Consider the following 24,283-nt stretch of genomic DNA (forward strand, 5'->3'; position numbering starts at 1 on the left):
AGAAGTGGTGGTTCATCATGCCCTTTGAAGACGAACTGGGCGATGCGCTGCGCCGTACCGGAGAGGCCTTCCGGCCGGCGGGCGGCAGCGCTCTGGTGGACGGCGGCCTGGCCCGCGGCCGCCGCAGGCTCGCCCGCCGCCGTGTCTCAGCGGTGGCCGGAAGCGCGCTGACCGTGGCTGTTGTGGCCTCGACTGCGCTGTACCTGGGGGGATCGTTCGGCGGTGACACGGCGGACCGGGCCGCTGACCCGGTGCCGCCGGCGGGCTCGGGGCACTTCAAGGTCACGGCCGACGAGATGAAGAACATCCTGCAGAACGGTATGGAAAGGGCGGGGATCGGCGTCGTCCGTCCGAAGCTGCAGGGCAACGGAAGCTCCGACCCGGCCAAGGCCGCGACATCGTCCATCGTCTTCGAGGACGGCTGGGGCGGTGCGGCCGTGGCGCTGTCGGTCCGCCGTGTCGAACCGGGGGACCCGAAGCTCAAGAAGCTGATCACGTGCCCGCCCCAGAAGGGATCCCCCTACGAGGAGTGCACCACGCAGCCCGGCAACAGGGCGGTGAAGGGCTACACCGATGCGGGCAAGGCGGGCGGCATCAAGAAGTGGGCGGTCACGATGGTCTCGTCCAACGGGTACCTCATCGAGCTCGCCACCAACAATGTGAAGGGGGAGAACGGGGAGTCGCCCGGCGGCCGCAATCCACGGATGGCCCCTGGCAAGTTGCGCCATCTCGCGCTGTTCGTGGAAGGCTCGTTCACCACAGCCGGTGAGCCGAACCCGTTCGGTGACGTGAAGCCGGGTTCCCGGGCTGAACCGGGCGACATGCTGCCCATCCTCAAGTCCCTGCTGCCCAAGCGCCTCAAGGTGTACTCCGAGGGCGCCACCGGCGCCGACGGGCGCGTCGTCGTGGTCGACGAGAACACCGGGGACCGCACCTACATCGAGGCGGTGCGTACGGCCGGCGGGGAGGCCGTCTGGACGGAGACTCGCCCGGACGGCTTGAAGCTGGCCGCCGTGGAGAAGGCGGGCGCGCATCCGGGCGTCCTGCACCGGCAGGTCGACACCTTCCGGCCGAACGGTCTGACGATCCAGGTCTCCGCCTACAACGCCCCGACCCCCAACTCGCTCAAGAGCGGCAAGAAACCCCTGATCACGATGGCGGAGCTGAAGGCCATCGCCACGGACCCGGTGTGGCTCACGGCCCAGTAGCCTCTAGGTGCCTCAAGCCAAGGGTCCCTCGAACGCAAGACCTTCACTTCGCGTCGGCATAACACTCCACCACCGCCGTCGTGAACGGAAACCGCACCGGCGTCTCCCCGAAGGCGATCCGCCCGGCCAGCTCACCGGCCGCGCGGATCGCCTTCGCCACGTCCTCCGCCTCCTGTGCCGGGCAGTGCACGATCACCTCGTCGTGCTGGAAGAACACCAGCTCGGCCCGCATACTCGCGGTCGCCTGCCGCAGCGCCGCCAGCATCAGCAGCGCCCAGTCCGCCGCGCTGCCCTGCACCACGAAGTTCCGGGTGAAGCGGCCCCGCGCCCGCGCGTTCGAAGAGGCGTACCCGGGGGTGAACTCGCTCTCTGGGGAGGGGTGTTCCTCGCTCGCCTGCGGGATCCCCGCCTCGTCGTCGTCCCCCGAGCCCGCCGCCCGCGGGCTTGTCCGGCCCAGCCAGGTCCGTACCAGCCGGCCCTCCTCGCCGGCCCGCGCCGCCTCGTCGACGTATGCCACGGCCTTGGGGAATCTGCGCCGCAGCATCGCCAGGTTCTTCAGGCCGTCGCCCGATGTCTGGCCGTAGATCGCGCCCAGCAGCGCGACCTTGGCGTGGTCGCGGTCGCCGGAGAACGCCCGGTCGGACAGGGCCGAGTACAGATCGCCCTCGTGTCCCGCCACATCCATCAGGCCCGGGTCGCGGGAGATCGCGGCCAGCACGCGCGGCTCCATCTGGTCGGCGTCGGCGACCACCAGCCGCCAGCCCTCGTCGGCAACCACCGCCCGCCGGATGACCTTCGGGATCTGAAGTGCCCCGCCGCCATTGGTCGTCCAGCGCCCCGAGACCGTGCCACCGGGCAGATACTCGGGCCGGAACCGTCCGTCGCGGACCCAGTCCTGGAGCCAGCCCCAGCCGTGCGCCGTCCAGATCCGGTACAGCTTCTTGTACTCGATCAGCGGCTTCACGGCGGGATGGTCGAGCTCCTCCAGCTCCCAGCGCCGGGTGGACTTCAGCCTGATCCCGGCCCCGGCGAACGCCTTCACCACATCCGCCGGCAGATCGGGCCGCACCCTGCGGCCGAACGCGGCCGACACTTCGTCCGCGAGCTCCGCCAGCCGGCGCGGCTCGCCGCCGCCCGCGTACCGCTCGCCCAGCAGCTCGTGCAGCAGCGCCCGGTGCACATCCGCCCGCCACGGCAGCCCCGAGCGGTTCATCTCCGCGGCCACCAGCATCCCGGCCGACTCGGCCGCGGTCAGCAGCCGCATCCGCCCCGGATGCTCGGCCGCGTCGTGTCTTCGCTGCTGATCGGCGTAGACCTCGAGGAGAGCCTCCAGCGGTACGGACATGGGCAGCGGCTCGAAGAGCGAGGACTGCGAGCCCGGTTCGGCCGCGCGCTGCGGCGGATCGGCCGGTACGGGAGCATTGCGCAGCCGCGCCCAGGCTGCCGCCGCCGAGCGGGGCTCCCCGAGCCGGCCTTCGTGGCCGAGCAGCAGCAGCTCCGCGTCCTCGATGTCGTAACACCGCTCGACGCGGACCCCGGCCGCCAGGAGCCGCGGATAGATCTCGGCGGTGGAGCGCCAGACCCACCTGCCGACCTCCGGCCGGGAGCGGACCGCCTCGGCCAGGTCGGGCTCCTCCTGGACAGGCCCGGTGGGCAGGCCGCCGGGGCCGAGGGGGACGAGCCGCGCCCCGCTGCCCTCCGCCGCCGCCAGAGCCCATCGTTCGCTCATGGACGCGAGTGTGGCAGCCGGGTCTGACAACGGAGCCGCCGGAGCGTCGGAGCGAGGAGTGTCAGGCCACCGCGTGGAAGAGCGCCGACGCCTCGCCGCGCGACGCCACCCCCAGCTTGGTCAGGATGTTCGCGACGTGGAACTTCACCGTCGACTCGCTGATGTGCAGCTCCTGCGCGATCAGGCGATTGCGGTGCCCGCGGGCCAGATGTGTCAGCACCTCCAGCTCCCGGGCCCCCAGCGAGCCGAGCGGTTGGACGCGGGCCGTCTCCGGCGCTCCGAGCGGGATCGTCGCCGTGACCGTGGTGCCCCACCCCGGCACCGCGTCCACGTCCAGCCGCCCGCCCAGCACCTCGAGCCGCTCGCCGACCCTGTGCGGGCCGAGCGCGCAGATGGAGAGCTCGCCAGGGCCGTCGTCCCGTACCGTCGCGCGCAGCTCGTTCCCGGCGAGATACCAACCGACATGGATCCGGCTCACGTCGTCCTGCTCAAGGACGGTCAGCAGCACTGCCCGTACGACCGCGCGCGCCGCGTGCGCCACATCGGCGGCCAGCGGCCGGCCGGAGTCGGGCGGGCCCAGCTCCAGCCGCACCGGGCAGTAGCGCAGCATCGGCCGCAGTGAGTCCGCGAGCCGGGCGAAGGCCTGACCTGCGGGCTCCTCGGCGACCGCCCGATCCCGTTCTGTCTCGGCGCGCAGTTCGACCAGCGCGGTGACGGCCAGCTCGACGGCCGTGGTGCGGGCGGCCGCGTCGTCCAGATTCCGGCTGCGCAACACCCCGAGCAGGCCGGACAGCGCCGTCGCATGTGTCTCGGTCAGCTCGGCGATCACCCTCGCCCGCTCCCCGGCGGCGGCCCGCGACTGGGCGAGTGTGCCCGGTGCGGCCTCGGTGGCGAGCCGGTCGCGATGGCTGGTCACCAGGTCCCACAGGGCCTGTACGACGGCGGTGTCGGGCGCGGCGATGACGCTGTCCGCGCTCCGCACGAGTACCAGCAGCGCCCCTCGCGGCGTCGCGTCACTGACCACCGCGAGCACCGGGTGCTCGGCCCCGGCGATGCCGGCCGTGCCCTGCCAGGGCTGCCGGCGGGCACCGAGGCGACCAGCGGGTGCAGTTCGGCGGCGGTGATCCGTCCGGCCGGCGAACCGCTGTCGCCGTACGTCTTGAACGGCGAGTGCGCGCAGTTCGTCGACAGCTCGGCGGCGGCCAGATGCGGGACGAGCGTGCCCAGGGTCGCGGACAGTCGCGGGAGGATCTCGCCCAGCGGCTGCCGGATCACCTCGTAGGCGGCGGCCAGGGCGGGCGCGGCGGGCACGGATCCGGTGAGTTCCATGGTGGCCAGCGTACGACCGCGGGCGGCGCGGGAGGCTGTCCCTTCGGCCAGGTCGAACCGTCCGAAAGACTGGCCGGTCCTGGCCGGCCGTAGACCGAAGGTTGTTCCTGGCGGAAGGAGCCAGACATGGAAGCGATCGTCTTCGAAGAGTTCGGCGGACCCGGGGTACTGGGGCTGGCGCAGGCCGAGGAGCCGCACGCCGGCCCCGGCCAGGTGCGGGTGAAGGTCATGGCGGCGGGGGTCAACCCGCTCGACTACAAGATCCGTTACGGCTGGATGGAGCAGGCGTCCCCGACGACGCTTCCCTCGGTCCCGGGCCTGGAGTTCGCCGGGATCGTCGACGAGGTCGGCGAAGATGTGACCGCCGCATCGGTCGGCGACGAGGTGCTGGGCTGGACCACTACCGGTGCGTACGCGCAGTACGCCCTGGCCGAGTCCTTTGTACTCAAGCCGGCCGGACTGGACTGGACCGAGGCGGCGGCCCTGCCGGTCGCGACCGAGACCGCCCGGCGGGTGCTCGATCTGCTCGGCGTGCGCAGCGGCGAGACGCTGCTGCTGCACGGGGCCGCCGGAGTGGTCGGCGCTGCGGCCGTCCAGCTCGCCGTGGCGGCCGGGGTCACGGTCATCGGCACGGCCTCCACGGCCAACCACGACTATCTGCGCGAGCTGGGCGCGACTCCGGTCGCGTACGGCGACGGCCTTGTCGAGCGCGTCCGCGCGGCCGCTCCCCGGGGTGTGGACGCCGTCTTCGACGCGGCGGGCAAGGACGCCCTGCCGGCCTCGGTCGAACTGCGCGGCGGCACCACGGACCGGATCATCACCATCGCGGACCCGGCCGCGGCCGCGCACGGGGTCCGCTTCTCGGCGGGCGGCACCGAGAGGCCGGAGATCGGCCTGGCGGAGCACGTCCGGCTGGCGGCCGACGGCAGGATCCGGATTCCGGTCGTGGAGGTCTTCCCGTTGGCGGACGCGGCCAGGGCGCACGCGCTGAGCGAGACGGGCCATGTGCGCGGAAAGCTGGTCATCACTCCGTTCCAGGGATGAGCGTGGTGGTGAGCGCGCGGACGACGCGGGCCGGGTTGCCCACCGCGAGCACCCCGGCCGGCAGGTCCTTGGTGACCACGGAGCCGGCGCCGACCACGGTGTTCTCGCCGATGGTCACGCCGGGGCAGACGATCACCCCTCCGCCCAGCCAGACGTTGTCCCCGATGATGATCGGGGAGGCCCTCTCCCAGCCTGCCCGGCGGCGTTCGGTGTCCAGCTCGTGGGCAGGGGTGAGGAGTTGGACGTTCGGGCCGATCTGTACGTCCGCGCCGACCGTGATCGGAGCGGCATCCAGAAAGACCGCGTTGAAATTGATGAACGTACGGTCGCCGATGAAGATGTAGCGGCCGTAGTCGCACTGGAACGGCGGCCGGATGCGAACGTCCTCGCCCACCGAGCCGAGCAGCCCGGCGAGGATCTCGGCGCGCCGGCCGGGGGCCGCGCCGCCGTTCGCGTTGTACGCGGCGCAGAGGGCGGAGCGCCGCTCGGTGTCCGCGTCCAGCTCGGGATCGTCCGGGAGGTACCACTCGCCTGCCAGCATGCGGTCCTTGTTCTCGCCCATCCCACGTCCCTCCACGGCGGTCGACGTCTCTAGGATCGACCACGGGATCGATCAAGTGTGTTCGAACTGACCCAGGGGTGGGGTAATCGTGGTACGAGGTCTGCTGCGCGGCGCAGGTGCGGGACTGGTCCCGGCGGTGCTGGCGATGGCGGTGCTGACCGGCTGTTCGGCCGAGCCGGAGCCGGACAGGCCGGCGGGCGGGGCGAAGGCCGCGAAGAGTGCCGCGAAGAGTGTCACGAAGGGCGGCACGGTCGGAGCCGCGGGTTCGGCATGCGCACTGCCCGTCTCGTTCGACCTCGCGGCGGACTGGAAGCCGGAGGCCGTCAAGAACGACCCGGCGTTCGGGCTGCCGAAGCAGGGCCTCGTCACTCTCGTCTGCGAGATCGACGCCAAGCCCGCCGGGAACATCGGCTTTCTCCGCGTCTGGACCGGCGGCGGCAGCGGCGACGACGCGCGAAAGGCGCTCGAAGCGTTTGTCGCGGCGGAGGCGAAGAGCCGCGACAAGGTCGCGTACAGCGCGACGAAGGCGGGCGAGTACGCCGCCGCCGAGGTGACCTACCTGAACACCAGCGAGTTCCTGGACGCGCCCAAGAAGGAGCGGGCGCTCGCCTTCACGACCCCGCGCGGTGTGGTTGTCCTGCACCTCGGCGGATTCGACTCGCAGGAGCACGAGGAGATGCTCCCGGCGTACGAGCTGGCGAAGAAGAGCGTGCGCGGCGCCTGACGGGCCCCGCATCCGTACGGGCCCGCCCGAGGTGCCCGATCGTCGCGGCGCTGCGAGGCTTGGTCCATGCGAGTGGCGCTGGCACAGACCGACTGCGCGCTGGGCGAGGTGGACCAGAATCTCCGGACGGCCCGCGAGCAGATCGAGCAGGCCGTGGCTCAGGGTGCGGACCTCGTCGTCTTCCCCGAGCTGAGCCTGCACGGCTACCACCTGGGCGCGCTGAAGCGGGACACCTCGGTGGAGGCGCGCGACCCGCGGCTGCTGGAGCTGGGGACGCTCGGAACGGATGTGCTGGTCGGGTTCCACGAGCACACCCGGTTGCGGGCGCACAACACCAGCGCCTACTACAGCGGCGGTGAACTGTTGCACGCGCACCGGAAGTTGTACCTCCCCAACTATCTGGCGTGGGAGGAGCGCAAGCACGTCAGCCCCGGCCAGTCGGTGCGCGCGTACGACCTGCCGCGGAACCAGGGCCGGGGCGCGACCCTCGTCTGCAACGACGCCTGGCAGCCTGTGCTGCCCTGGCTCGCCGTGCAGGACGGTGCGGAGGTCGTGATCGTACCGGCGAACAGCGCGGCCAGCCTGGACCCCGAGGCGATGGACACCGGCCTGTACTGGGACAGCCTGCTGTCCTACACGGCACGGATGCTGCAGTGCTGGGTCGTCTTCGTGAACCGTGTGGGGAGCGAGAACGGCGCGTCGTTCTGGGGCGGGTCCCGTGTCGTGGACCCGCGCGGAGCCGTGGTGGCCCAGGCCCCCAAGTGGGAGCCCGGCCTGGTCACCGTCGACATCGACATCCACGAGGCGCGCCGCCAGCGGCGGGCCGTGCCGCTGGTGGCGGAGGCGCGCCTCGGGCTGATCGACCGGGAGGTCCGGCGGCTGATCGACGAGGGCGGGGACAGCTAGGTCTGCGTCCCGCTCCGCCGCACGGCGGAGCGGGACGCTCCCGTACGCGGACGTGACCGATGCGCCGGCCCCCGGCCACAGCATGAACGCCTGCCGAAGATGAGCGCTCCGCCGAATGTGCCGGGCCGTGCTCGCGGCCCATGCCGTGCCGCTGGGCACCACGGCCGGATGACTGCCGGGAGCCGGGGGCCGGGTGACTCGGGCCTCGGGGCAGGGCCGGCCGTACCGCCTGGGATCATCGATACGTGAGTACGGTCGAGAAGGCGCTGGCAGGTGCGCTGTATGTGGAGGACGACTCGGCGCTTGACACCGCGGCCTCGAGGCTCGCGGCTGACCGGGCCGCCGACGCTGAACTGCGGACGCGCGGCGAGGAGTTCGTGCGCCGGGCGTGGGAGCGGGGCTGGCAGCCGGCCGATGTCGTACGGATCGTCCGGCGCGACCTGGACGAACACCATGCGCGGCTCGTCTGCGGCCTGATCGCCGCGGAGACGAAGCGCTACGGGGAGCGGCTGCCACCCCGCTGGTCCGGGCAGCTCGCCGATCTCGAGGCAGGGGAGTGGCGCGCCGACCGCTTCTCGTACGCGACGGCGGTGCTCGAGCTGTACCGGCTGCTGGTCCGCCTCCCGTCGATCGAGCCCGTCGGCCCGGTGCCGGGCGCTTCCGCCCTGCACATGGCTCCGTCGGCCGGGGAGCCGCGCATGCTCACTCGCGTCCGCGCGTTGCTCGCCAAGGCGGAGGCGACCGGCTTTCCGCAGGAGGCGGAGGCGCTCACCGCCAAGGCGCAGGAGCTGATGGCACGGCACAGTATCGACGAGGCGGCGCTCGCGGCGCAGACCCATCGGCCCGATGTGCCCGCGGCCTGCCGGATCGGCGTGGACGCGCCGTACGAGACGGCCAAGGCGATCCTGCTCGACGCGGTCGCCTCTGCGAACCGCTGCCGCGCGGTGTGGAACAGCGGATTCGGCTTCTCGACGGTCGTCGGCTTCGAGGCAGATCTGGAAGGGGTCGAGCTGCTGTACACCTCGCTGCTGGTGCAGGGGACCTCGGCGATGACACGCGCTGAGGCGGGCCAGCGCGCCGGTGGCCGCAAGAGGACGAAGACTTTCCGGCAGTCCTTCCTGATGGCGTACGCGAGCCGGCTGGGGGAGCGGCTGGCGGCGGCGACCGAGAGTGTGACCGCCGACGAGGGCCTGCTGCCAGTGCTGGCGTCCCGGGACGTGGCGGTCACGGATCACGCGGACCGGATGTTCCCGCGTACGACGAGCACCCGGGTGCGCGGGGTGACGGACCTGGCGGGCTGGGAGCACGGCACGACTGCGGCGGACACCGCGCGTATGCCGAAGGCGCACCCTCCGCTCCCCTGAGGACCGCAATGCGAACCGCCCGGATGAGGGCGGGGTCGAGGGACGCGTACTTCGACGGCGGATCCCCTGCCCCGCCCTGGGGCGGGGCAGGGGCCCGTGGGTCAGCGCTGCTGGACGAGCGCCCTGCCCGCACGGGCATCGGCGGAGCAGGACTTCTTCTCCGCAGCGGTCATCTTGCGGCTCTTGACGACCACCGCGTTGCTCGTGCCGTCCGTGCCGTTCGGGGCCGGGCCGGTGATGGTGTCCTGCCAGAACCAGTAGTAGTGACCCCACTTGGGGCTGTCGTAGTGGGTCTGCCAGGTGCCGGAGACCTTCTGCATCACCTGGGCGCGGGAGATCCAGCCCACTTCACCGGGCTTGACCGTCATGCCGAGGGAACTGCTCTCCGAGTGCGTGCTCGACCAGGTGTGGCTGTACGTCGCCGTCACACTCAGGTCGATGATGCCCGCGATCTTGCCGCCCGCGGTGACCGAGACGCCGGCCGAGTCGGTCGAGCCCACGGTGTCGTTCCAGGTCATGGACTGAGTGGCGTCCGACGTACTGCAGTTGAAGAGCGAGTCGGAGACCTGGCGGAACTCACCCAGGTACGCCTCGCCCAGCTGGGGGGAGTTGAAGGTGCACTTGCCCTCGCCCGAGGCGCAGTCCGCCGTGAGCTGCGGCAGTGTCGGCTGCTCATCGGCGGCCGCGTTCGGGGCGGCCGCCGCCGCTATCCCGCACGCGGCCACGGTCGTGACCAGTAAACGGCTGCCGTACCGCATGGCGCGGTTGTTCGTCATCCTGATGCCTTTCGCATGTGCTGGGGGGTCGGTGAATCCGCCTGCGGGCTGCGTGAGTTGATGCACCCCGTGTCCGTTGGCGATCACCGCCTGGTGCGTCTGCGATTGTCCTGACAACGAGCCCGACACGCCAGGGCGGCGCAACGACGACGGGCCACGAACGACGACGGGCCACGGACCCGGGGAGGGTCCGTGGCCCGTAACCGGCCCCTTACGTCAGGGAGTCGGAATGCCGGTCGGCAGCCCCGTCGGCAGCTTGCCCGCCGCCGACTTGATGAGCGTGTCCTTCGCGCCGGCGTCCCACGAGATGACCAGCGTCTTGCCGTCGTTGGACTCGATCGAACCCATCGTGCGGTCGGTGTTCCCGTCCGCGCACTTCAGCGACAGCATCTGCTTGCCCATGTCGGACACCTCGCCGGTGCACGCGTGCCCGTCGGCCAGCAGTACCGCCTTGGTGCCGGTGACTGCCAGGGACACGGCCTTGCCCTCGGTCACGCCTGCCCAGGCGCCCTCGATGTTCCCGCTGCCCGCGCCGGCGTCGCCGCCCGCTTCCGTCGGTGCCGTGGACGCCTTCTCCTTGCCCGCGTCGTCACCGCCGTCGCTGCCGCAGCCGGACAGTACGAGAGCGGCGGCCGCGACAAGACCCGCCGCGGCGACTGACGTACGTACGCGCTTGTGCACTTCTCTGTCCCCCTTGTTGGTTCCAAGACCGCCTTGTTGGATCCAAGACCGCGCCAAGCTACCAGGAGGACTTCCGCACCCCCGGCAGGAACCCGGCGTGCGCCTGTTCACGAAGCCCCACCCGGGAAAGCCCGAACTTCCGCAGATGCCCGCGGGGCCGGCCGTCCACGCTGTCCCGGTTCCGTACCCGCGTGGCGCTCGCGTCGCGCGGCTGTCGCCGCAACTCCGCCTGCGCGGCGATCCTTTCGGTCTCGCTCGTGCCCGGGCGGCGGATGATCTCCTTCAACTCCGCCCGCCGAGCGGTATATCGCTCCACGATCACCTTGCGCCGCTCATTACGGACGATCTTGCTCTTCTTCGCCATCAGACCTTCACCCCGCGGGCACGGACCCGGGCCACGGCCGCTTCGATGCCGATGGTGTCGACGGTCTTGATCGCGCGGGCGCTCAGCGTCAGCCGGACACGGCGGCCCTCGCTCGGCAGCCAGTAGCGCTTGCGCCGGATGTTGGGGTCGAAGCGACGGGACGTGCGCCGGTGCGAGTGGGAGATGTTGTTCCTCGAATCCTGTCTGTTGACCGATGCCGAGTACGCCGCGGGCCGCGAGGCCTGGAAGCGGCTGCCGCCCGCCTTCGATTCCCTCCTGGAGGTCTGATGTCCCCGCGCCGCACCGACCCGCGCAAGCCTGTCAAGTCCCGCCCCAATCCGCTGGACAGGGCGGGGATCATCTACATCGACTACAAGGACACCGATCTGCTCAGGAGGTTCATCTCGGACCGCGGCAAGATCCGCAGCCGCCGGGTGACGCGGGTGAGCGCCCAGCAGCAGCGCCGGCTGGCGCTGGCGATCAAGAACGCGCGGGAGATGGCGCTGCTGCCGTACGCCTCCGCCCGCTGACGCGCCAGGCAGGCGGGCCCGCGCTCCGGGTCCGCCGGGCCGGTGTCACGGGTGTCCGGACCGCCGCCGACCGGACGGTCACCCGGACATGGGATCCGGAAAGGCGCGGCACGCGTCTCTTCCTTGTGTGGGAGGCGCTTCCTTGTGGAGGAGACGCCCGAGAAGCTGTAACCGAGGGACCACCCCGCGTGCACGTGCATCTGCTCATGCATTGGCATATGAACAGAGCTATGATCCGGGACAGTTGACCTAATGCACCTTGTCCCCCGGGAGCGACTCGTGCACCACGCGTACAACGGCATCGCGGCCACGGAGCTCCACGGGGTCGTCTGGCAGAAGAGCAGACACAGCAACTCCCAGGGCTCGTGCGTGGAGTTCGCCAAGCTGCCGGGCGGGGACGTGGCGATGCGCAACTCACGGCACCCGGACGGCCCCGCACTCGTATATACGCCTGCGGAGATCGAAGCGTTGCTTCTGGGCGTCAAGGACGGGGAATTCGATCACCTGATCGTGGGGAGGTAGCCCGCACGGAAGCGGACCCTGCTCAACCCCGAGGCGCTGCTCAACCCCGAGGTCCTGCTCGGCACAGGAGGCCTGGCCTGCCCGGCCCAGGGGCCCGACCCGGCCCCTGGGGGTACGGCTAGCCCAGCAGGAACAGTGCCCAGACGACCTTTCCGTGCAGCGACCCGGCGAGCGGGTGCCAGCCCCAGCTGTCGCTGAAGGAGTCCACCAGGAACAGACCACGGCCCGACTCGGCCGCACCACTGGGGTCGGGAAAAGGGATGTCGCCGCTCTCGCCGGCCCCGGGACTGACCTGGCTGGGGTCGCGCACCGCGCACACCAGACGGCTCGTCCAGCGCATCAAGTGGAGCCGTACGGGCGGCTCCTGAACCTCCCGCGGAGGATCCTTGGGCAGCGCGTGCCGCAGGGCGTTGGTGACGAGTTCGGAGACGACCAGCGCGACATCGTCGAATCTGTCGCTCAGATCCCACTGGCCGAGCGTTGCCTTGGTGAACTGCCGTGCTCCGCGCACCGCTTCATAGCGGGCGGGCAGTGCGCACGAGGCCGAGCTGGAAACCGCTGCGGGATCGATGGGGGGAAGCCCCTGCCGTAACGGCTCGAGCATGGTCGATCCATTCATCCCCATGCGAGGCACTCCCGGGAATCGCGGCTGTGACGCTACAACACGAACGAGCACGCAGGTGCGCGAGGACCATGGTTCCGAATGCGTAGGGCAGATGCAAGGGCAGATGCACGTGCACGCGCCGGACCTGTCCGGCCCCGTGCCGGTTCTTGCTCATTTCTTCCGCCAATCTCTTTCGCCCCCTTCCCGAAGCCTTCTCATTTCCGTAATCGAATGAGTACGGGCTGAAGCGTTTTGGTGGCAGAATCCCGGGTCTCGGGGTTCGGGGGTGCTCCGCCAGGCATACCTATGAGGCGATGGGGAGGGTTGGAGTCGTGACCGCAGGCGAGTCGAGCGGTTCCGTGGTACGGCGCATCCTGTTGGGCTCACAGTTGAGGCGGCTGCGCGAATCGCGTGGCATCACCCGTGAGGCGGCCGGGTACTCCATCCGCGCGTCCGAATCCAAGATCAGCCGCATGGAGTTGGGACGGGTGAGCTTCAAGGCGAGGGACGTCGAGGATCTGCTGACGCTCTATGGAGTCGCCGACGAAGCGGAACGCGGATCCCTGCTCGGCCTCGCGAAGGAGGCCAATGTCGCCGGGTGGTGGCACAGCTACGGCGATGTGCTGCCCGGCTGGTTTCAGACATATGTGGGGCTGGAAGGTGCCGCCTCACTCATCCGCATCTATGAAGTGCAGTTCGTGCACGGCCTGTTGCAGACCGAGGCATACGCCCATGCCGTGGTCACCCGCGGCATCCCGGACGCTCCCCGGGCCGAGATCGACCGCCGGGTCGCGCTCCGCCTCGAGCGCCAGAAGGCCCTCGTCTCCGAGCGCGCGCCACGCTTCCACGCCGTGCTCGACGAGGCCGCGCTGCGCCGTCCGTACGGGGACCGGGCCGTGATGCAGGGCCAGTTGAGGCATCTCATCGAGATCTCCGAGCAGCCGAACATCACACTGCAGGTGATGCCCTTCAGCTTCGGCGGGCACGCCGGCGAGAGCGGCGCCTTCACCATGCTGCGCTTCCCCGAGTCGGACCTCTCCGATCTCGTCTATCTGGAGCAGCTCACCAGCGCCCTGTACCTCGACAAGCGCGAGGAGGTCGCTCAGTACGAACGGGTCATGCGGCGGCTCCAGGAGGACAGCCCGGATCCGGCCGAGAGCCGGGATCTTCTCCGCGGTCTTCTTCAACTCATCTGAAACGCAAGTACGATGACGCGACATCAGGCATCTGCCTCTGCAGCCTTCCGAGGTTAGGAATCGGATCACATGTCCTTGTTCACCGAGCTGGCCCACCAGTACATCGATGGCGAGTGGAGGCCGGGAAGCGGCTCCTGGGACATCATCGATTTCAACCCGTACGACGGCGAGAAGCTGGCCTCGATCCCGGTCGCCACCGCTGTGGAGGTGGACCAGGCCTACCGCGCCGCCGAGCGCGCGCAGGAGGGCTGGGCCGCGACCAATCCGTATACCCGCCGGCTGGTCTTCGAGCGGGCTCTGCGGGTCATAGAGGACCGCGAGCAGGAGATCACCGAGACGATCATCGCGGAGCTCGGCGGCACCCATCTGAAGGCGGCCTTCGAGCTGCACCTCGCCAAGGAGTTCCTGCGCGAGGCGGTGCAGCTGGCACTGCGGCCCGAGGGCCGGATCCTTCCTTCGCCGACCGACGGCAAGGAGAACCGCGTCTACCGCCTGCCGGTCGGCGTCGTGGGCGTCATCAGCCCCTTCAACTTCCCCTTCCTGCTGTCGATCAAGTCGGTCGCGCCGGCGCTGGCGCTCGGCAACGCCGTGGTGCTCAAGCCGCACCAGAACACTCCGATCTGCGGCGGATCCCTGGTGGCCAAGGTGTTCGAGGAGGCGGGTCTGTCGGCCGGTCTGCTGAATGTCGTCATCACCGACATAGCGGAGATAGGCGACGCGCTGATCGCGCACCCGGTGCCGAAGGCGATCTCCTTCACCGGCTCCGACAAGGTGGGACAGCATGTCGCCACTGTCTGCGCGGCGAACTTCAAGCGGGCCATCCTCGAACTGGGCGGCAACAGCGCGCTGATCGTGCTCGACGACGCCGATGTCGACTACGCGGTGGACGCGGCGGTCTTCAGCCGCTTCGTGCACCAGGGCCAGGTCTGCATGGCGGCCAACCGCATCCTGGTGGACCGGAAGGTGGAGAAGGAGTTCACCGAGAAGTTCGTCGCCAAGGTCAGGACCCTGAAGGTCGGCGACCCGTCGGACCCGCAGACCCATATCGGCCCGCTCATCAACTCCACGCAGGCCGACGCGGTGACATCGCTGGTCGAGCAGACGGTGGAGGGCGGCGCGACCGCCCTGCTGCGCGGGAGCGCCGAGGGCAATCTGGTGGGTCCTTCGGTGCTGACCGGCCTGGCGGACGACTCGCCGATCCTGTCGCAGGAGATCTTCGGCCCGGTGGCGCTCGTCGTGCCGTTCGACGGGGAGGACGAGGCGGTCAGGATCGCCAACGACACTCCGTACGGCTTGAGCGGGGCCGTGCACACCGGTGACATCGAGCGCGGTGTGCGGATCGCGCACCGGATCAACACCGGCATGATCCACATCAATGACAGCACGGTCCACGACGAGCCGATCGTCCCCTTCGGCGGCGAGAAGCACTCCGGCAGCGGGCGCCTGAACGGTGAGTCGATGATCGAGGCCTTCACGACTCAGAAGTGGATCTCGGTGCAGCACGGCCGTTCGCAGTTCCCGTTCTGACCTCGTTCGCAGTTCCCGTTCCGGCCTTCTGGAAACTCTGCACCCACGGACCCTTGCGGACAGAAACTGACCGCAAGGGTCCGTAGCGTGAGAGGTGTCAGAAGGAGGGCGGACAGCCTCTCCGTGAAGCACCCGGAAGGGCGGACATCATGGTCACTCACGTTCCCGCGGAGGCCCAGGGCGACGAGCGCGGCGCGCTCCTCTCCTTCGTCGAGGCGCAGCGCGGCGCGCTCCGCCGCTCCGTACTCGGACTGACCGAAGGGCAGGCCGCGAGCCGCCCGAGCGCCAGCGAGCTCTCCCTCTCCGGACTGCTCAAGCATGTCGCGGAGACGGAGCTCGGCTGGCTGCGGCTGGCGCAGCAGAAGCCGAACGAGAAGCAGCGCACCGAGGAGACCTGGACCGACAGCTTCCGTCTCGCCGGGGACGAGACGATCCCCGGCGTGCTGGCCTTCTGGGACGAAGTGGCCAAGGAGACCGCCGAGTTCATTCACTCCGTGCCCAGCCTGAACGACACCTTCCCGCTGCCCCCGCAGCCCTGGTACCCCAAGGACGGTGCGGTGTCGATGCGCTGGCTGCTGCTGCACCTGGTGGAGGAGATCGGCCGGCACGCGGGCCACGCGGACATCGTCCGCGAGTCGCTGGACGGCAAGACCGCCTTCGAGCTGGTGGCCCTGGAGAGCGGCCAGAGCTGGGGCTAGGGGTTCCCGGCTTCCATCGCGGCGGCCCGTTGCACGCGGACGGGCCGCCGCGTCGTCGTCGTGGAGCCTGCCGGTGGTGCCGGTCCTCGCTGATCCGCTTCCCGACGCGGATGCGGTTGCCGCCGGGGTCGGTCATCAGGACCTGGCGAACCCCGTGGCCGGTGTCAGTGAGCGTCCCGATCCGCGGCAGACCGCGCGTCGGGATCCTTCCGTACGCTGCCTTCAGGCCGGTCAGGAAGGACTCGTACAGCGCGTCCACCACGTCCGTGAAAAACGTCTTCCCGGCCGCGCCAGGTACTCTAGTCAAAGTTGAATAGAAAGGTATGCGGATGTCTGCGATCCGGCTGCTCGTCCTCGGGGCCGTACGCCAGCACGGGCGGGCGCACGGTTACCAGGTCCGCAACGACCTGGAGTACTGGGGCGCGCATGAGTGGTCCAACGCCAAGCCCGGCTCGATCTATCACGCGCTGAAGCAGATGGCGAAACAAGGACTCCTGCACGCTCATGAGATCGCTCCGTCCACGGCCGGCGGGCCGCCCCGTACCGAGTACGAGATCACCGGGAAGGGCACCGAGGAGTACTTCGGGCTGCTGCGCGAGTCGCTGACGTCCTACGACCAGAAGACGGACGTGCTCTCGGCGGGGATCGGCTTCATCGTCGACCTGAAGCGTGAGGAGGCCGTGGCGCTGCTCAAGGAGCGGGTGCGCGGACTCCAGGAGTGGCGGTCTTCGGTGACGGACTACTACACGCCCGAGGGCGGGCCCGAGTCGATCGGGCACATCGGCGAGATCATGAACATGTGGGTCTCCTCGGCGGATTCGGGTGCGGAGTGGACGCAGGGCCTGATCCGGCGGATCGAGGGCGGGGCGTACACCTTCGCGGGGGAGGGTGAGCCGTTTGTGGGGGTGCTCCCCGAGGCCGGGGAGAACCCGTACGAGAGGGGCGAGCCACATGAGGAGGACCGGAGCTGATGTGCCCGATCGTGGATCTGGGCGCGGCGCCCGGCCGGATCGGCCGCCGGCGCCGGAACGGGCGGCCCTCAGTGGTGGAAGGCTGTCGCCGCGGCCGTGTCCTTGCTCAAGGGGTGGGGCTGGCGGCGCAGTTCCGGCAGCAGCGCCCGCAGGTCTTCGAGCAGTAGCTCGCCGAGGTCCTCCGAGAAACCGTTGCGGCAGACCACACGCAGCACCGAGAGATCCTCGCGATTCGCCGGGAAGGTGTACGCGGGCACCGTCCAGCCCTGCTCGCGCAGGCGTCGCGAGACGTCGAAGACGTCGAAGTTCTGCACGCCCGGTGCGGTGGTGAGGGCGAACACGGGCAACTGGTCGCCATGGGTGAGGAGTTGGAAATCACCCAGGGCGGCGATCTTGTCCGCGAGCCCGACGGCGACATCGCGGGTCGTCTGCTGGACGGCCCGGTACCCGTCCCGCCCCAGCCGCAGGAACGTGTAGTACTGCGCCACGACCTGCGCGCCGGGCCGGGAGAAGTTGAGGGCGAAGGTGGGCATGTCGCCGCCCAGATAGTTGACCCGGAAGACCAGCTCCTCGGGCAGCTCGGCGGACGAGCGCCACAGCGCCCAGCCGACGCCGGGATAGACCAGGCCGTATTTGTGCCCGGAGGTATTGATGGAGGAGACGCGCGGCAGCCGGAAGTCCCAGACAAGCTCCTCGTCGATGAAGGGCGCGACCATCGCGCCGGACGCGCCGTCGACATGGACGGGGATGTCCAGGCCGGTGCGCTCCTGGAGGGCGTCCAGGGCCGCGCAGACCTCGGCGACCGGTTCGTACGACCCGTCGAAGGTCGAGCCGAGCACGGTCACGACGCCGATGGTGTTCTCGTCGCAGAGATCGGCGGCGGCCTGCGGGTCGAGGTGGAAGCGGTCGCCCTCCATGGGCACGAGCCGCGGTTCGACCTCCCAGAAGGTGCAGAATTTGTCCCAGCAGACCTGGACGTTGATGCCCATGACGAGATTCGGCCGGGCGGTGGCGGGGTAGCGGTCGCTGTTGCGCAGCATCCAGCGGCGCTTGAGGGCCATCCCGGCGAGCATGCAGGCCTCGCTGGAGCCGGTGGTCGAGCAGCCGACCACGGCGCCGGGCTCCGGGGCGCGCCAGAGGTCGGCGAGCATGGCCACGCAGCGCCGCTCCAGTTCTGCCGTGCGGGGGTACTCGTCCTTGTCGATCATGTTCTTGTCCCTGCACTCCGCCATCAGCACCCCGGCCTGCTCCTCCATCCAGGTGGTGACGAAGGTGGCGAGGTTGAGCCGGGAGTTGCCGTCGAGCATCAGCTCGTCATGGACCAGCCGGTACGCGGTCGACGGCGGCATCGGACCGTCGGGAAGCCGGTGCTTGGGCGGGGCGGTGGTCATTCCGCTGACCGGGTCGGCCTCCCCGATGAAGGGGTTGAGGGAGAGCCGGCGCTCCTGCTCGCCGGGGGAGTCACTTGCGCCCTTGTGGAGTGGCATCCGTCGCTCTGCCTTCCTCGGTCCGTATGAGTCCAAGCGCGACGATACGGATAAAACAGAACATCGGCTCGTCGGGCGGCGACGGGGCTGCGCCTCACCTTCGGGCTTGCACCTCACGTGAGGTGAGGACTCAGGCTGAGGTGCGTACCGGGAAACGAAGGGAGCGGAAAGCGATGAGCTACTCCGTGGGAGAGGTCGCCGGTTTCGCCGGAGTGACGGTGCGCACACTGCATCACTACGACGAGATCGGACTGCTCGCCCCGAGCGGTCGCAGCCGTGCGGGCCACCGGCGTTACGACGATGCCGACCTCGACCGGCTGCAGCAGATCCTGTTCTACCGGGAGCTCGGATTCCCGCTCGACGAGGTCGCGGCACTGCTCGACGACCCGGACGCGGACCCGCGGGAACACCTGCGCCGGCAGCACGCGCTGCTGTCCGCCCGGATCACCAAGCTGCAGGAGATGGCCGCCGCCGTCGAACAAGCCATGGAGGCGAAGAAGATGGGCATCAACCTCACGCCCGAGGAGAAGTTCGAGGTCTTCGGGGACAAGGACCCCGAGCAGTACGCACAGGAGGCGGAGCGGCGCTGGGGCGGCACCGAGACCTACGCCGAGTCGCAGCGAAGGGCCGCGGCCTACACCAAGGAGGACTGGAAGCGCATGCAGGCCGAGGTCGCCGACTGGAGCGCGCGCTACGACGCCCTGATGGCGGCCGGTGAGCCGCCGACCGGTGAGCGGGCCATGGACCTGGCCGAGGAGCACCGGCGGCACATCACCCAGTGGTTCTACGAGTGCTCCTACGAGATCCACACGGGGCTCGGCGAGATGTATGTGTCGGACGAACGGTTCCGCGCGTTCTACGACTCCACCCGGCCGGGGCTCGCCGTCCATCTGCGTGACGCGATCCTCGCCAACGCCGCGCTCAACAGCTGAGTGATTCCTGGTCCGGATACGGGGCTCGTCCAGGGCTCAGGTCCGGGCCAGGACCACCGCGGTGCCGTAGGCACAGACCTCCGTGCCCACATCCGCCGCTTCCGTCACATCGAAGCGGAACATCAGCACCGCGTTCGCGCCGCGCGACCGCGCCTGCTCGACGAGCCGGTCCATCGCCTGGTTGCGGGTCTCGACCAGGGTCTTGGTCAGACCCTTCAGCTCGCCGCCGATCATCGACTTGAGGCCCGCCCCGATCTGGCTGCCCAGATGCCGCGAGCGCACCGTCAGACCGAAGACCTCGCCGATGACTTCCTGCACCTGGAATCCGGGTACGTCGTTCGTGGTGACGACCAGCACGTCGGACTGCTTGCCCTGTCCGCCGCCGTAATCATCGATGCCCATGTGCGTCCACCTTCCGTACCTCTGCCGTCCGCTGCCGTTCGATGCTTCTGACGCTTCTGACGCACAGCTTTGTCCCAGTCCGCGCACAGTGCATCCTGAACGGGCGGATGGAACGTGGAGGTGCTCGAAGGCGTTGGTACCTTTGTGCGGCCGACCAGGTCGATCGCCGATCGACCGACTATCGACTCAGGAGCCCGGACCTCGTGACCACCCTTGCGCTCGGACCGAGCTGGCTGGACCCGGACTATCTGATCGGGACGTTCGGCCTCATCGGTGTCCTGGTCATCGTCTTCGCCGAGTCCGGCCTGCTCATCGGCTTCTTCCTGCCGGGTGACTCGCTGCTGTTCACCACCGGCCTGCTGGTGACGACCGGGAGCCTGGACGACCTGCCGCTGTGGGCGGTGTGCGCCCTGGTGGTGCTTGCCGCGATCGCCGGCGACCAAGTCGGCTATCTCTTCGGCCGAAAGGTCGGACCCTCGCTCTTCAAACGCCCCGACTCCAGGCTCTTCAAGCAGGAGAACGTGGAGAAGGCGCACGAGTTCTTCGAGAAGTACGGCCCCAAGTCGCTTGTCCTGGCCCGCTTCGTGCCCATCGTGCGTACCTTCACGCCGATCATCGCCGGTGTGAGCCGGATGAACTACCGCTCGTTCATCACCTTCAACGTCATCGGCGGCACGCTCTGGGGCGCGGGAGTCACGCTGCTCGGCGCCGCGCTCGGCAAGATCGAGTTCGTCAACAAGAACATCGAAGCGATCCTGATCCTGATCGTGCTGATCTCGGTCGTCCCCATCGGAATCGAGTTCCTGCGGGCCCGCTCCAAGAACAAGAAGGAAGCCGCCGCTGCCGGACCGGCGGCCGATGCGCCGCAGGCCCAGCGCGGCCGCCACGCCAAGCGCTGACCCCTTCCCGCCGGGGGTCTAGAAGCCGCGCGTCCGCTTGGCCGCGCGGCGCCCGGCCGGCCCCTCGGTGACCGGCAACCGCAGGAACAGCCGGGAGATCTCCCCGCCCAGGTTCACCCCGATCGCGATGGCCAGCGCCAGCGCCGCCGCCTTGGACAGTGAGGCGAGGCCCGCGTTGAGATCGTTCCTGGCGATCTCCAGCAGTCCGAAGTACGTCGCGCTACCCGGCAGCAGCGGCCCGATCGCGGCGGTGACATACGGCAGCGCGGACGCGAACCGGTAGCGCGAGAACATGTGCCCGAAGATGCCCACCAGACCGGCCGCGACGGCCGTCGCGGCGACCGGCGGCACATTCGCGGTGTCCGCGAGCGCCGCGTACACCACCCAGGCCACTCCGCCGTTGAGCGCAGCCAGCGGCACCGTGTTGCGCTCCTGCTGCAGCAGTACGGCGAAGCAGAGCGACAGCGCCATCGCCGCCAGCGTCTGGATCACCGGCCGCTCCACACTGTGGATGGCGGTCTCCGGGTTGAGGCCCGCGTCCAGCGCGACGCCCAGATAGAGCACCATCAGCACGCCGACGACGATGCCCACGACGAGATAGCCCACCTCGAGCAGGCGGGCGGCCGCCGTGATGTAGAAGCCCGTCAGGCCGTCCTGCACACCGGCGACCAGCGCCCGTCCCGGGATCAGCGCGAAGAGTCCACCGGTGATCACTGCGGAGGCGCGCACCTCCAGCGGTGACAGCGTCAGGGCGACACCCATCGCGGCCGGCGGCATGGCCGCCGCCACGAACTGGTAGAACTCCGGCAGCCCGCGGCCCGCGCACAGCCAGGCCAGCCGGTCACCGAGCATCGCGCCGACCGCAGCCGCCAGGAACACCAGCAGATTGCCGCCGACCAGCACGGACGCCGAGCCGGCCAGCAGACCGCCGGCCGAGGTGAGGGCCCAGCCCGGATACGGGTGCCGGTTACGGCGTATCTCCGCGAGTCGCCGGTAGGCCTCCTCCAGCGAGATCTCCGCCTCCTCGGAGCTGATGTCGTGGACGAGGCGGTAGACGGCCGCCAGTCGGGTGTAGTCGGTGCCACGTCGCCGAACCGTCCGGTTCGCCGTGACCGGATCGTCGACCAGCGAGGGCTGGTACGTGATCGACAGCAGGGTGAAGGTGACGGTCGGCTCGCAGCGGTCGAGTCCGTACGAACGCGAGATGGCGAACATGGCCGCCTCGACGTCCTCCGCTCCCTCGCCTCCCGCGAGCAGCAGTTCGCCGATACGGAGCGTCAGGTCAAGCACGCGGGGAACGGCGGGACCGCCCTCGTCCTGCTTCTGCACCGCCTCGGGAACCGGCCGTTCGCCCACCGGCATCCGCAGCATCGCCCGCATCCGGTCCTGCCAGGGCGCGTCCTTGGTGAGCCGGACCACGGGGATGCCGTGCGCCGGGGTGAAGGCGGGCGGTGAGTTCTTGGCGCTGTAGGTGCGGGGCGCTGCGAAAGCGGAACCCTCCGGCTCGGCCGGAGCCTCGGTGCCGATCCCTGCCGGAACGGCGAACTCCGAGGATGGATGGTCCTCCTCGGGCGCTTCCGGCTGGCCCACACCGGATGGCGGGGTGAAGGCGCTGTGCGCCTCGTCGGACTGAGGCTTCCGGTCTTCCGGACCCTCCGGTTCCGCCACCACGTGCTGTCCTCGCTCCCTCTCGTGTCGCCGTGTCAGCTCAGTATGGGCATGGACACCCGGGCACACGAACGACGGGCGGTGCACCCCGAGGGTGCACCGCCCGTACGAGCAGCTCAGCGGCGTATCAGTACGCGCTCAGCGCCAGCTCAGTGAGCCCCGCCCTGCGCCTCGAGGCGCTTGTAGGAGGCCTCGATCTCCGCCTCGGCCTCGGTGCGGCCGACCCAGTTCGCGCCCTCTACGGACTTGCCCGGCTCCAGGTCCTTGTAGACCTCGAAGAAGTGCTGGATCTCCAGCCGGTCGAACTCGGACACGTGGTGGATGTCGCGCAGGTGCTCCACCCGCGGGTCGGAGGCCGGCACGCACAGCAGCTTGTCGTCGCCGCCCGCCTCGTCCGTCATCCGGAACATTCCGATGGCGCGGCACTTGATCAGGCAGCCGGGGAAGGTCGGCTCGTCAAGGATGACCAGCGCGTCCAGCGGGTCGCCGTCCTCGCCGAGGGTGTTCTCGACGAAGCCGTAGTCGGCCGGGTAGCTGGTCGAGGTGAAGAGTCGACGGTCCAGGCGGATCCGACCGGTCTCGTGGTCCACCTCGTACTTGTTCCGCGAACCCTTCGGGATCTCGATGGTGACGTCGAACTCCACGGGTGGCTCCTCCATGATCAACACATACGTCTGGTGGTTAAGTGTCCCTCACGCAGGTGTGTGATCGCGAAAGGGGCTGGTGCGAGGTGCCAGAGGTCAGGACGTGGCAGCTCGCTGCGGGCGCCGCCGTGGTCGGCCTCGCCCTCGCTGCCGGGGCGGTGGCCGCGGCCGGTCCTTGGGACTCCGGCCAGCGTAAGGCCGAGAGGGAGCGGGTGGATGCCCAGAGCGACGTGGGTGGCGCACATCACGAGGTCGGCGGGGCGAAGCGGCCGGTGCCTGCGCCCAGCGCCCCCGGTGTGCTCGCCGGGCTCGGCGCCCCCGCGACCGCGCCCGCCACCGCTCCGGCGACCACGCCCGCCGAGCTCGCGAAGCTGCTCGCGCCGCTCCTGGGCGACCCGGGGCTCGGAGCTGTCCGCACGGCCTCGGTCGTCGATGTCGCGACCGGCAGGCAGTTGTACGGGAAGGGGGCCGCGGACCCGATGACACCGGCCTCCACCATCAAGATCGCCACCTCGGTCGCGGCGCTGGCGGCGCTCGGCCCCGACCACCGCATGCCCACCACGGTCGTCGCGTCCAAGGACGGCAGGACGCTCACCCTGGTCGGCGGCGGCGACGCGACCCTCGACAAGGCAGGTCTGGGCAGGCTCGCCGACCGGACGGCACGCGCCTTGCGCGACCGAGGGACCACCACGGTCCGTCTCATGTACGACACTTCGCTCTACGCGGGCCCGGGGCAGCACCCCATCGGCCCCAACGGCAACATCGCCCGGGTCAGCGCGCTGATGGTCGGCCAGGGGCGGATCGACGACAGGACCACCGGCAACGCCGCGCGCACCGGGGACCCGGCCGGCGACGCGGCCCGCGCCTTCGGGCGCCTGCTGTCCGAGCGCGGCATCGACAGCTCCGCGGCACCCGCCTCCGGCCGGCCCTCGGCCGGTTCGGTCCCTCTCGCCAAGGTCCTCTCCCCACCGCTCTCGGCACTGGTCGAGCGGGCGCTCACCACCAGCGACAACGACATCGCCGAATCACTTGCCCGGCAGACCGCGATCGCGGCGGGCGAAGAGGCGAGTTTCGACGGCGCGGCGCGTGCCGTCACCAGGCAACTCGGCAAACTGAAGCTGCCGTTGACCGGCGCGCACTTCGCCGACGGCAGCGGTCTGAGCCGCGCCGACAGAATCTCCGCGAGCCTGCTGACCGCGCTGCTGACCCGCGCCGCCGACCCGGCCCACCCCGAACTGCGCCCGGTCCTGACCGGCCTCCCGGTCGCAGGCTTCAGCGGCACACTGCAGACCCGCTACGGCGCCACCTCGCCGGGTACCGGCCTAGTGCGCGCCAAGACCGGCACCCTGAGCGGCGTCAACGCCCTGGCAGGCACGGTCGTCGCCCCGGACGGACGCCTCCTCGCCTTCGCTTTCCTGGCGGGGAGCACCCCCTCCGCGGAGGCCGCCCAGCCCGCCCTGGACCGGCTGGCCGCCGCACTGGCCTCGTGACGTACCCGGCGAATCGGCCGGTCCCA

At 70.0% G+C, this 24,283-nt stretch carries 27 protein-coding genes; 14 read left to right on the top strand and 13 right to left on the bottom strand.

Going from position 1 to position 24,283, the window contains the following annotated elements; genetic code table 11:
* The first annotated feature begins 17 nt into the window (after nucleotides 1–17).
* Nucleotides 18–1,208, top strand: coding sequence for a hypothetical protein (locus OG966_RS22800; protein WP_326651634.1), 1,191 nt, complete (start codon nucleotides 18–20; stop codon nucleotides 1,206–1,208).
* 43 nt (nucleotides 1,209–1,251) lie between these two features.
* Here the strand turns inward: OG966_RS22800 and OG966_RS22805 are convergent, their stop codons facing one another.
* The 3 genes from OG966_RS22805 to OG966_RS22815 all read right to left on the bottom strand — a co-directional run bounded on the left by OG966_RS22805 (nucleotide 1,252) and on the right by OG966_RS22815 (nucleotide 4,266).
* Entirely contained in the window at nucleotides 1,252–2,937 is a 1,686-nt protein-coding gene (locus OG966_RS22805; protein WP_326651635.1) for a bifunctional 3'-5' exonuclease/DNA polymerase, read from the bottom strand.
* 61 nt (nucleotides 2,938–2,998) lie between these two features.
* Complete coding sequence (locus OG966_RS22810; RefSeq protein WP_326651636.1) at nucleotides 2,999–3,919, bottom strand: helix-turn-helix transcriptional regulator; 921 nt, start codon at nucleotides 3,917–3,919, stop codon at nucleotides 2,999–3,001.
* Nucleotides 3,850–4,266, bottom strand: coding sequence for a hypothetical protein (locus OG966_RS22815; RefSeq protein WP_326651637.1), 417 nt, complete (start codon nucleotides 4,264–4,266; stop codon nucleotides 3,850–3,852). Before OG966_RS22815 ends, OG966_RS22810 begins: the two co-directional genes overlap by 70 nt.
* A gap of 126 nt (nucleotides 4,267–4,392) precedes the next feature.
* Between OG966_RS22815 and OG966_RS22820 the strand changes: the two genes are divergently transcribed.
* Nucleotides 4,393–5,310, top strand: a complete 918-nt coding sequence (locus tag OG966_RS22820) for an NADP-dependent oxidoreductase (RefSeq protein ID WP_326651638.1) — start codon at nucleotides 4,393–4,395, stop codon at nucleotides 5,308–5,310.
* Here the strand turns inward: OG966_RS22820 and OG966_RS22825 are convergent.
* Nucleotides 5,291–5,872 carry a sugar O-acetyltransferase gene (locus OG966_RS22825; RefSeq protein WP_326651639.1) on the bottom strand — a complete coding sequence of 194 codons (582 nt, stop codon included), beginning with the start codon at nucleotides 5,870–5,872 and terminating at the stop codon, nucleotides 5,291–5,293. The genes OG966_RS22820 and OG966_RS22825 overlap by 20 nt on opposite strands.
* Before the next feature lie 88 nt (nucleotides 5,873–5,960).
* Between OG966_RS22825 and OG966_RS22830 the strand changes: the two genes are divergently transcribed.
* From OG966_RS22830 to OG966_RS22840, 3 genes are all read left to right on the top strand, one after another.
* Nucleotides 5,961–6,596: a lipoprotein gene (locus tag OG966_RS22830; protein ID WP_326651640.1), complete on the top strand. Its 636-nt coding sequence runs from the start codon at nucleotides 5,961–5,963 to the stop codon at nucleotides 6,594–6,596.
* 66 nt (nucleotides 6,597–6,662) lie between these two features.
* Nucleotides 6,663–7,502, top strand: coding sequence for a nitrilase-related carbon-nitrogen hydrolase (locus OG966_RS22835; protein WP_326651641.1), 840 nt, complete (start codon nucleotides 6,663–6,665; stop codon nucleotides 7,500–7,502).
* Between the two features lie 245 nt (nucleotides 7,503–7,747).
* Nucleotides 7,748–8,866, top strand: coding sequence for a DUF2786 domain-containing protein (locus OG966_RS22840; RefSeq protein WP_326651642.1), 1,119 nt, complete (start codon nucleotides 7,748–7,750; stop codon nucleotides 8,864–8,866).
* Nucleotides 8,867–8,967: 101 nt separating this feature from the next.
* Here the strand turns inward: OG966_RS22840 and OG966_RS22845 are convergent, their stop codons facing one another.
* The 4 genes from OG966_RS22845 to rpmB all read right to left on the bottom strand — a co-directional run bounded on the left by OG966_RS22845 (nucleotide 8,968) and on the right by rpmB (nucleotide 10,872).
* Nucleotides 8,968–9,642, bottom strand: a complete 675-nt coding sequence (locus OG966_RS22845) for a hypothetical protein (protein ID WP_326651643.1) — start codon at nucleotides 9,640–9,642, stop codon at nucleotides 8,968–8,970.
* A 216-nt stretch (nucleotides 9,643–9,858) separates the two neighbouring features.
* Nucleotides 9,859–10,323 (bottom strand): hypothetical protein, encoded by a 465-nt coding sequence (locus OG966_RS22850; protein ID WP_326651644.1) that lies wholly within the window; start codon nucleotides 10,321–10,323, stop codon nucleotides 9,859–9,861.
* Nucleotides 10,324–10,381: 58 nt separating this feature from the next.
* Nucleotides 10,382–10,687, bottom strand: a complete 306-nt coding sequence (rpsN, locus tag OG966_RS22855) for a 30S ribosomal protein S14 (RefSeq protein WP_326651645.1) — start codon at nucleotides 10,685–10,687, stop codon at nucleotides 10,382–10,384.
* Entirely contained in the window at nucleotides 10,687–10,872 is a 186-nt protein-coding gene (gene rpmB, locus OG966_RS22860) for a 50S ribosomal protein L28 (protein WP_326655327.1), read from the bottom strand. Before rpmB ends, rpsN begins: the two co-directional genes overlap by 1 nt.
* 102 nt (nucleotides 10,873–10,974) lie before the next feature.
* On the opposite strand from rpmB, the gene rpsR reads away from it, so the two are divergent.
* Together rpsR and OG966_RS22870 are read left to right on the top strand one after the other, a co-directional pair.
* Entirely contained in the window at nucleotides 10,975–11,217 is a 243-nt protein-coding gene (gene rpsR / locus OG966_RS22865) for a 30S ribosomal protein S18 (protein WP_326651646.1), read from the top strand.
* A gap of 279 nt (nucleotides 11,218–11,496) precedes the next feature.
* The gene (locus OG966_RS22870; protein WP_326655329.1) at nucleotides 11,497–11,739 is read left to right on the top strand and encodes a DUF397 domain-containing protein; all 243 of its coding nucleotides are present in this window, start codon (nucleotides 11,497–11,499) and stop codon (nucleotides 11,737–11,739) included.
* Nucleotides 11,740–11,857: 118 nt separating this feature from the next.
* Here the strand turns inward: OG966_RS22870 and OG966_RS22875 are convergent, their stop codons facing one another.
* Nucleotides 11,858–12,364: an ATP-binding protein gene (locus tag OG966_RS22875; protein WP_326651647.1), complete on the bottom strand. Its 507-nt coding sequence runs from the start codon at nucleotides 12,362–12,364 to the stop codon at nucleotides 11,858–11,860.
* A 311-nt stretch (nucleotides 12,365–12,675) separates the two neighbouring features.
* On the opposite strand from OG966_RS22875, the gene OG966_RS22880 reads away from it, so the two are divergent.
* From OG966_RS22880 to OG966_RS22900, 4 genes are all read left to right on the top strand, one after another.
* Complete coding sequence (locus OG966_RS22880) at nucleotides 12,676–13,539, top strand: helix-turn-helix domain-containing protein (protein ID WP_326651648.1); 864 nt, start codon at nucleotides 12,676–12,678, stop codon at nucleotides 13,537–13,539.
* Nucleotides 13,540–13,608: 69 nt separating this feature from the next.
* Nucleotides 13,609–15,066, top strand: coding sequence for an aldehyde dehydrogenase family protein (locus OG966_RS22885; protein WP_326651649.1), 1,458 nt, complete (start codon nucleotides 13,609–13,611; stop codon nucleotides 15,064–15,066).
* 149 nt (nucleotides 15,067–15,215) lie between these two features.
* Nucleotides 15,216–15,764 (top strand): DinB family protein, encoded by a 549-nt coding sequence (locus OG966_RS22890; RefSeq protein WP_326651650.1) that lies wholly within the window; start codon nucleotides 15,216–15,218, stop codon nucleotides 15,762–15,764.
* A gap of 329 nt (nucleotides 15,765–16,093) precedes the next feature.
* On the top strand, nucleotides 16,094–16,735 hold the full coding sequence (locus tag OG966_RS22900) for a PadR family transcriptional regulator (protein ID WP_326651651.1): 642 nt from the start codon (nucleotides 16,094–16,096) through the stop codon (nucleotides 16,733–16,735).
* Nucleotides 16,736–16,803: 68 nt separating this feature from the next.
* On the opposite strand, the gene OG966_RS22905 is transcribed toward OG966_RS22900, so the two are convergent.
* Nucleotides 16,804–18,222 (bottom strand): glutamate decarboxylase, encoded by a 1,419-nt coding sequence (locus tag OG966_RS22905; RefSeq protein ID WP_326651652.1) that lies wholly within the window; start codon nucleotides 18,220–18,222, stop codon nucleotides 16,804–16,806.
* Nucleotides 18,223–18,395: 173 nt separating this feature from the next.
* Here OG966_RS22905 and OG966_RS22910 point away from each other — a divergent pair, with 173 nt between their 5' ends.
* Entirely contained in the window at nucleotides 18,396–19,154 is a 759-nt protein-coding gene (locus tag OG966_RS22910; protein WP_326651653.1) for a MerR family transcriptional regulator, read from the top strand.
* A 36-nt stretch (nucleotides 19,155–19,190) separates the two neighbouring features.
* Here the strand turns inward: OG966_RS22910 and OG966_RS22915 are convergent, their stop codons facing one another.
* A complete protein-coding gene (locus OG966_RS22915; protein ID WP_326651654.1) occupies nucleotides 19,191–19,556 on the bottom strand; it encodes a YbjQ family protein in 366 nt (121 codons plus the stop codon).
* Between the two features lie 203 nt (nucleotides 19,557–19,759).
* On the opposite strand from OG966_RS22915, the gene OG966_RS22920 reads away from it, so the two are divergent.
* Entirely contained in the window at nucleotides 19,760–20,455 is a 696-nt protein-coding gene (locus OG966_RS22920) for a DedA family protein (protein ID WP_326651655.1), read from the top strand.
* An 18-nt stretch (nucleotides 20,456–20,473) separates the two neighbouring features.
* Here OG966_RS22920 and OG966_RS22925 read toward each other — a convergent pair whose 3' ends face one another.
* Both OG966_RS22925 and OG966_RS22930 read right to left on the bottom strand, forming a co-directional pair.
* Entirely contained in the window at nucleotides 20,474–22,126 is a 1,653-nt protein-coding gene (locus OG966_RS22925) for a threonine/serine ThrE exporter family protein (RefSeq protein ID WP_326651656.1), read from the bottom strand.
* Between the two features lie 146 nt (nucleotides 22,127–22,272).
* Nucleotides 22,273–22,767: an inorganic diphosphatase gene (locus OG966_RS22930; RefSeq protein ID WP_108151010.1), complete on the bottom strand. Its 495-nt coding sequence runs from the start codon at nucleotides 22,765–22,767 to the stop codon at nucleotides 22,273–22,275.
* Between the two features lie 86 nt (nucleotides 22,768–22,853).
* On the opposite strand from OG966_RS22930, the gene dacB reads away from it, so the two are divergent.
* Nucleotides 22,854–24,257 (top strand): D-alanyl-D-alanine carboxypeptidase/D-alanyl-D-alanine endopeptidase, encoded by a 1,404-nt coding sequence (gene dacB / locus OG966_RS22935; RefSeq protein ID WP_326651657.1) that lies wholly within the window; start codon nucleotides 22,854–22,856, stop codon nucleotides 24,255–24,257.
* Nucleotides 24,258–24,283: the final 26 nt, after the last annotated feature.

This window comes from Streptomyces sp. NBC_01750 (genome assembly GCF_035918095.1).
Taxonomy (GTDB): Bacteria; Actinomycetota; Actinomycetes; order Streptomycetales; family Streptomycetaceae; genus Streptomyces.

What these genes read in the sequence shown, in the direction of transcription:
- OG966_RS22845 (WP_326651643.1), bottom strand. Translation starts at nt 9,642, where the DNA reads ATGACGAACAACCGCGCCATGCGGTACGGCAGCCGTTTACTGGTCACG.
- OG966_RS22915 (WP_326651654.1), bottom strand. Translation starts at nt 19,556, where the DNA reads ATGGGCATCGATGATTACGGCGGCGGACAGGGCAAGCAGTCCGACGTG.
- OG966_RS22900 (WP_326651651.1), top strand. Translation starts at nt 16,094, where the DNA reads ATGTCTGCGATCCGGCTGCTCGTCCTCGGGGCCGTACGCCAGCACGGG.
- OG966_RS22805 (WP_326651635.1), bottom strand. Translation starts at nt 2,937, where the DNA reads ATGAGCGAACGATGGGCTCTGGCGGCGGCGGAGGGCAGCGGGGCGCGG.
- OG966_RS22835 (WP_326651641.1), top strand. Translation starts at nt 6,663, where the DNA reads ATGCGAGTGGCGCTGGCACAGACCGACTGCGCGCTGGGCGAGGTGGAC.
- rpsN (WP_326651645.1), bottom strand. Translation starts at nt 10,687, where the DNA reads ATGGCGAAGAAGAGCAAGATCGTCCGTAATGAGCGGCGCAAGGTGATC.
- OG966_RS22875 (WP_326651647.1), bottom strand. Translation starts at nt 12,364, where the DNA reads ATGGGGATGAATGGATCGACCATGCTCGAGCCGTTACGGCAGGGGCTT.
- OG966_RS22815 (WP_326651637.1), bottom strand. Translation starts at nt 4,266, where the DNA reads ATGGAACTCACCGGATCCGTGCCCGCCGCGCCCGCCCTGGCCGCCGCC.
- OG966_RS22820 (WP_326651638.1), top strand. Translation starts at nt 4,393, where the DNA reads ATGGAAGCGATCGTCTTCGAAGAGTTCGGCGGACCCGGGGTACTGGGG.
- OG966_RS22905 (WP_326651652.1), bottom strand. Translation starts at nt 18,222, where the DNA reads ATGCCACTCCACAAGGGCGCAAGTGACTCCCCCGGCGAGCAGGAGCGC.
- OG966_RS22800 (WP_326651634.1), top strand. Translation starts at nt 18, where the DNA reads ATGCCCTTTGAAGACGAACTGGGCGATGCGCTGCGCCGTACCGGAGAG.
- OG966_RS22910 (WP_326651653.1), top strand. Translation starts at nt 18,396, where the DNA reads ATGAGCTACTCCGTGGGAGAGGTCGCCGGTTTCGCCGGAGTGACGGTG.
- OG966_RS22825 (WP_326651639.1), bottom strand. Translation starts at nt 5,872, where the DNA reads ATGGGCGAGAACAAGGACCGCATGCTGGCAGGCGAGTGGTACCTCCCG.
- rpsR (WP_326651646.1), top strand. Translation starts at nt 10,975, where the DNA reads ATGTCCCCGCGCCGCACCGACCCGCGCAAGCCTGTCAAGTCCCGCCCC.
- OG966_RS22890 (WP_326651650.1), top strand. Translation starts at nt 15,216, where the DNA reads ATGGTCACTCACGTTCCCGCGGAGGCCCAGGGCGACGAGCGCGGCGCG.
- OG966_RS22885 (WP_326651649.1), top strand. Translation starts at nt 13,609, where the DNA reads ATGTCCTTGTTCACCGAGCTGGCCCACCAGTACATCGATGGCGAGTGG.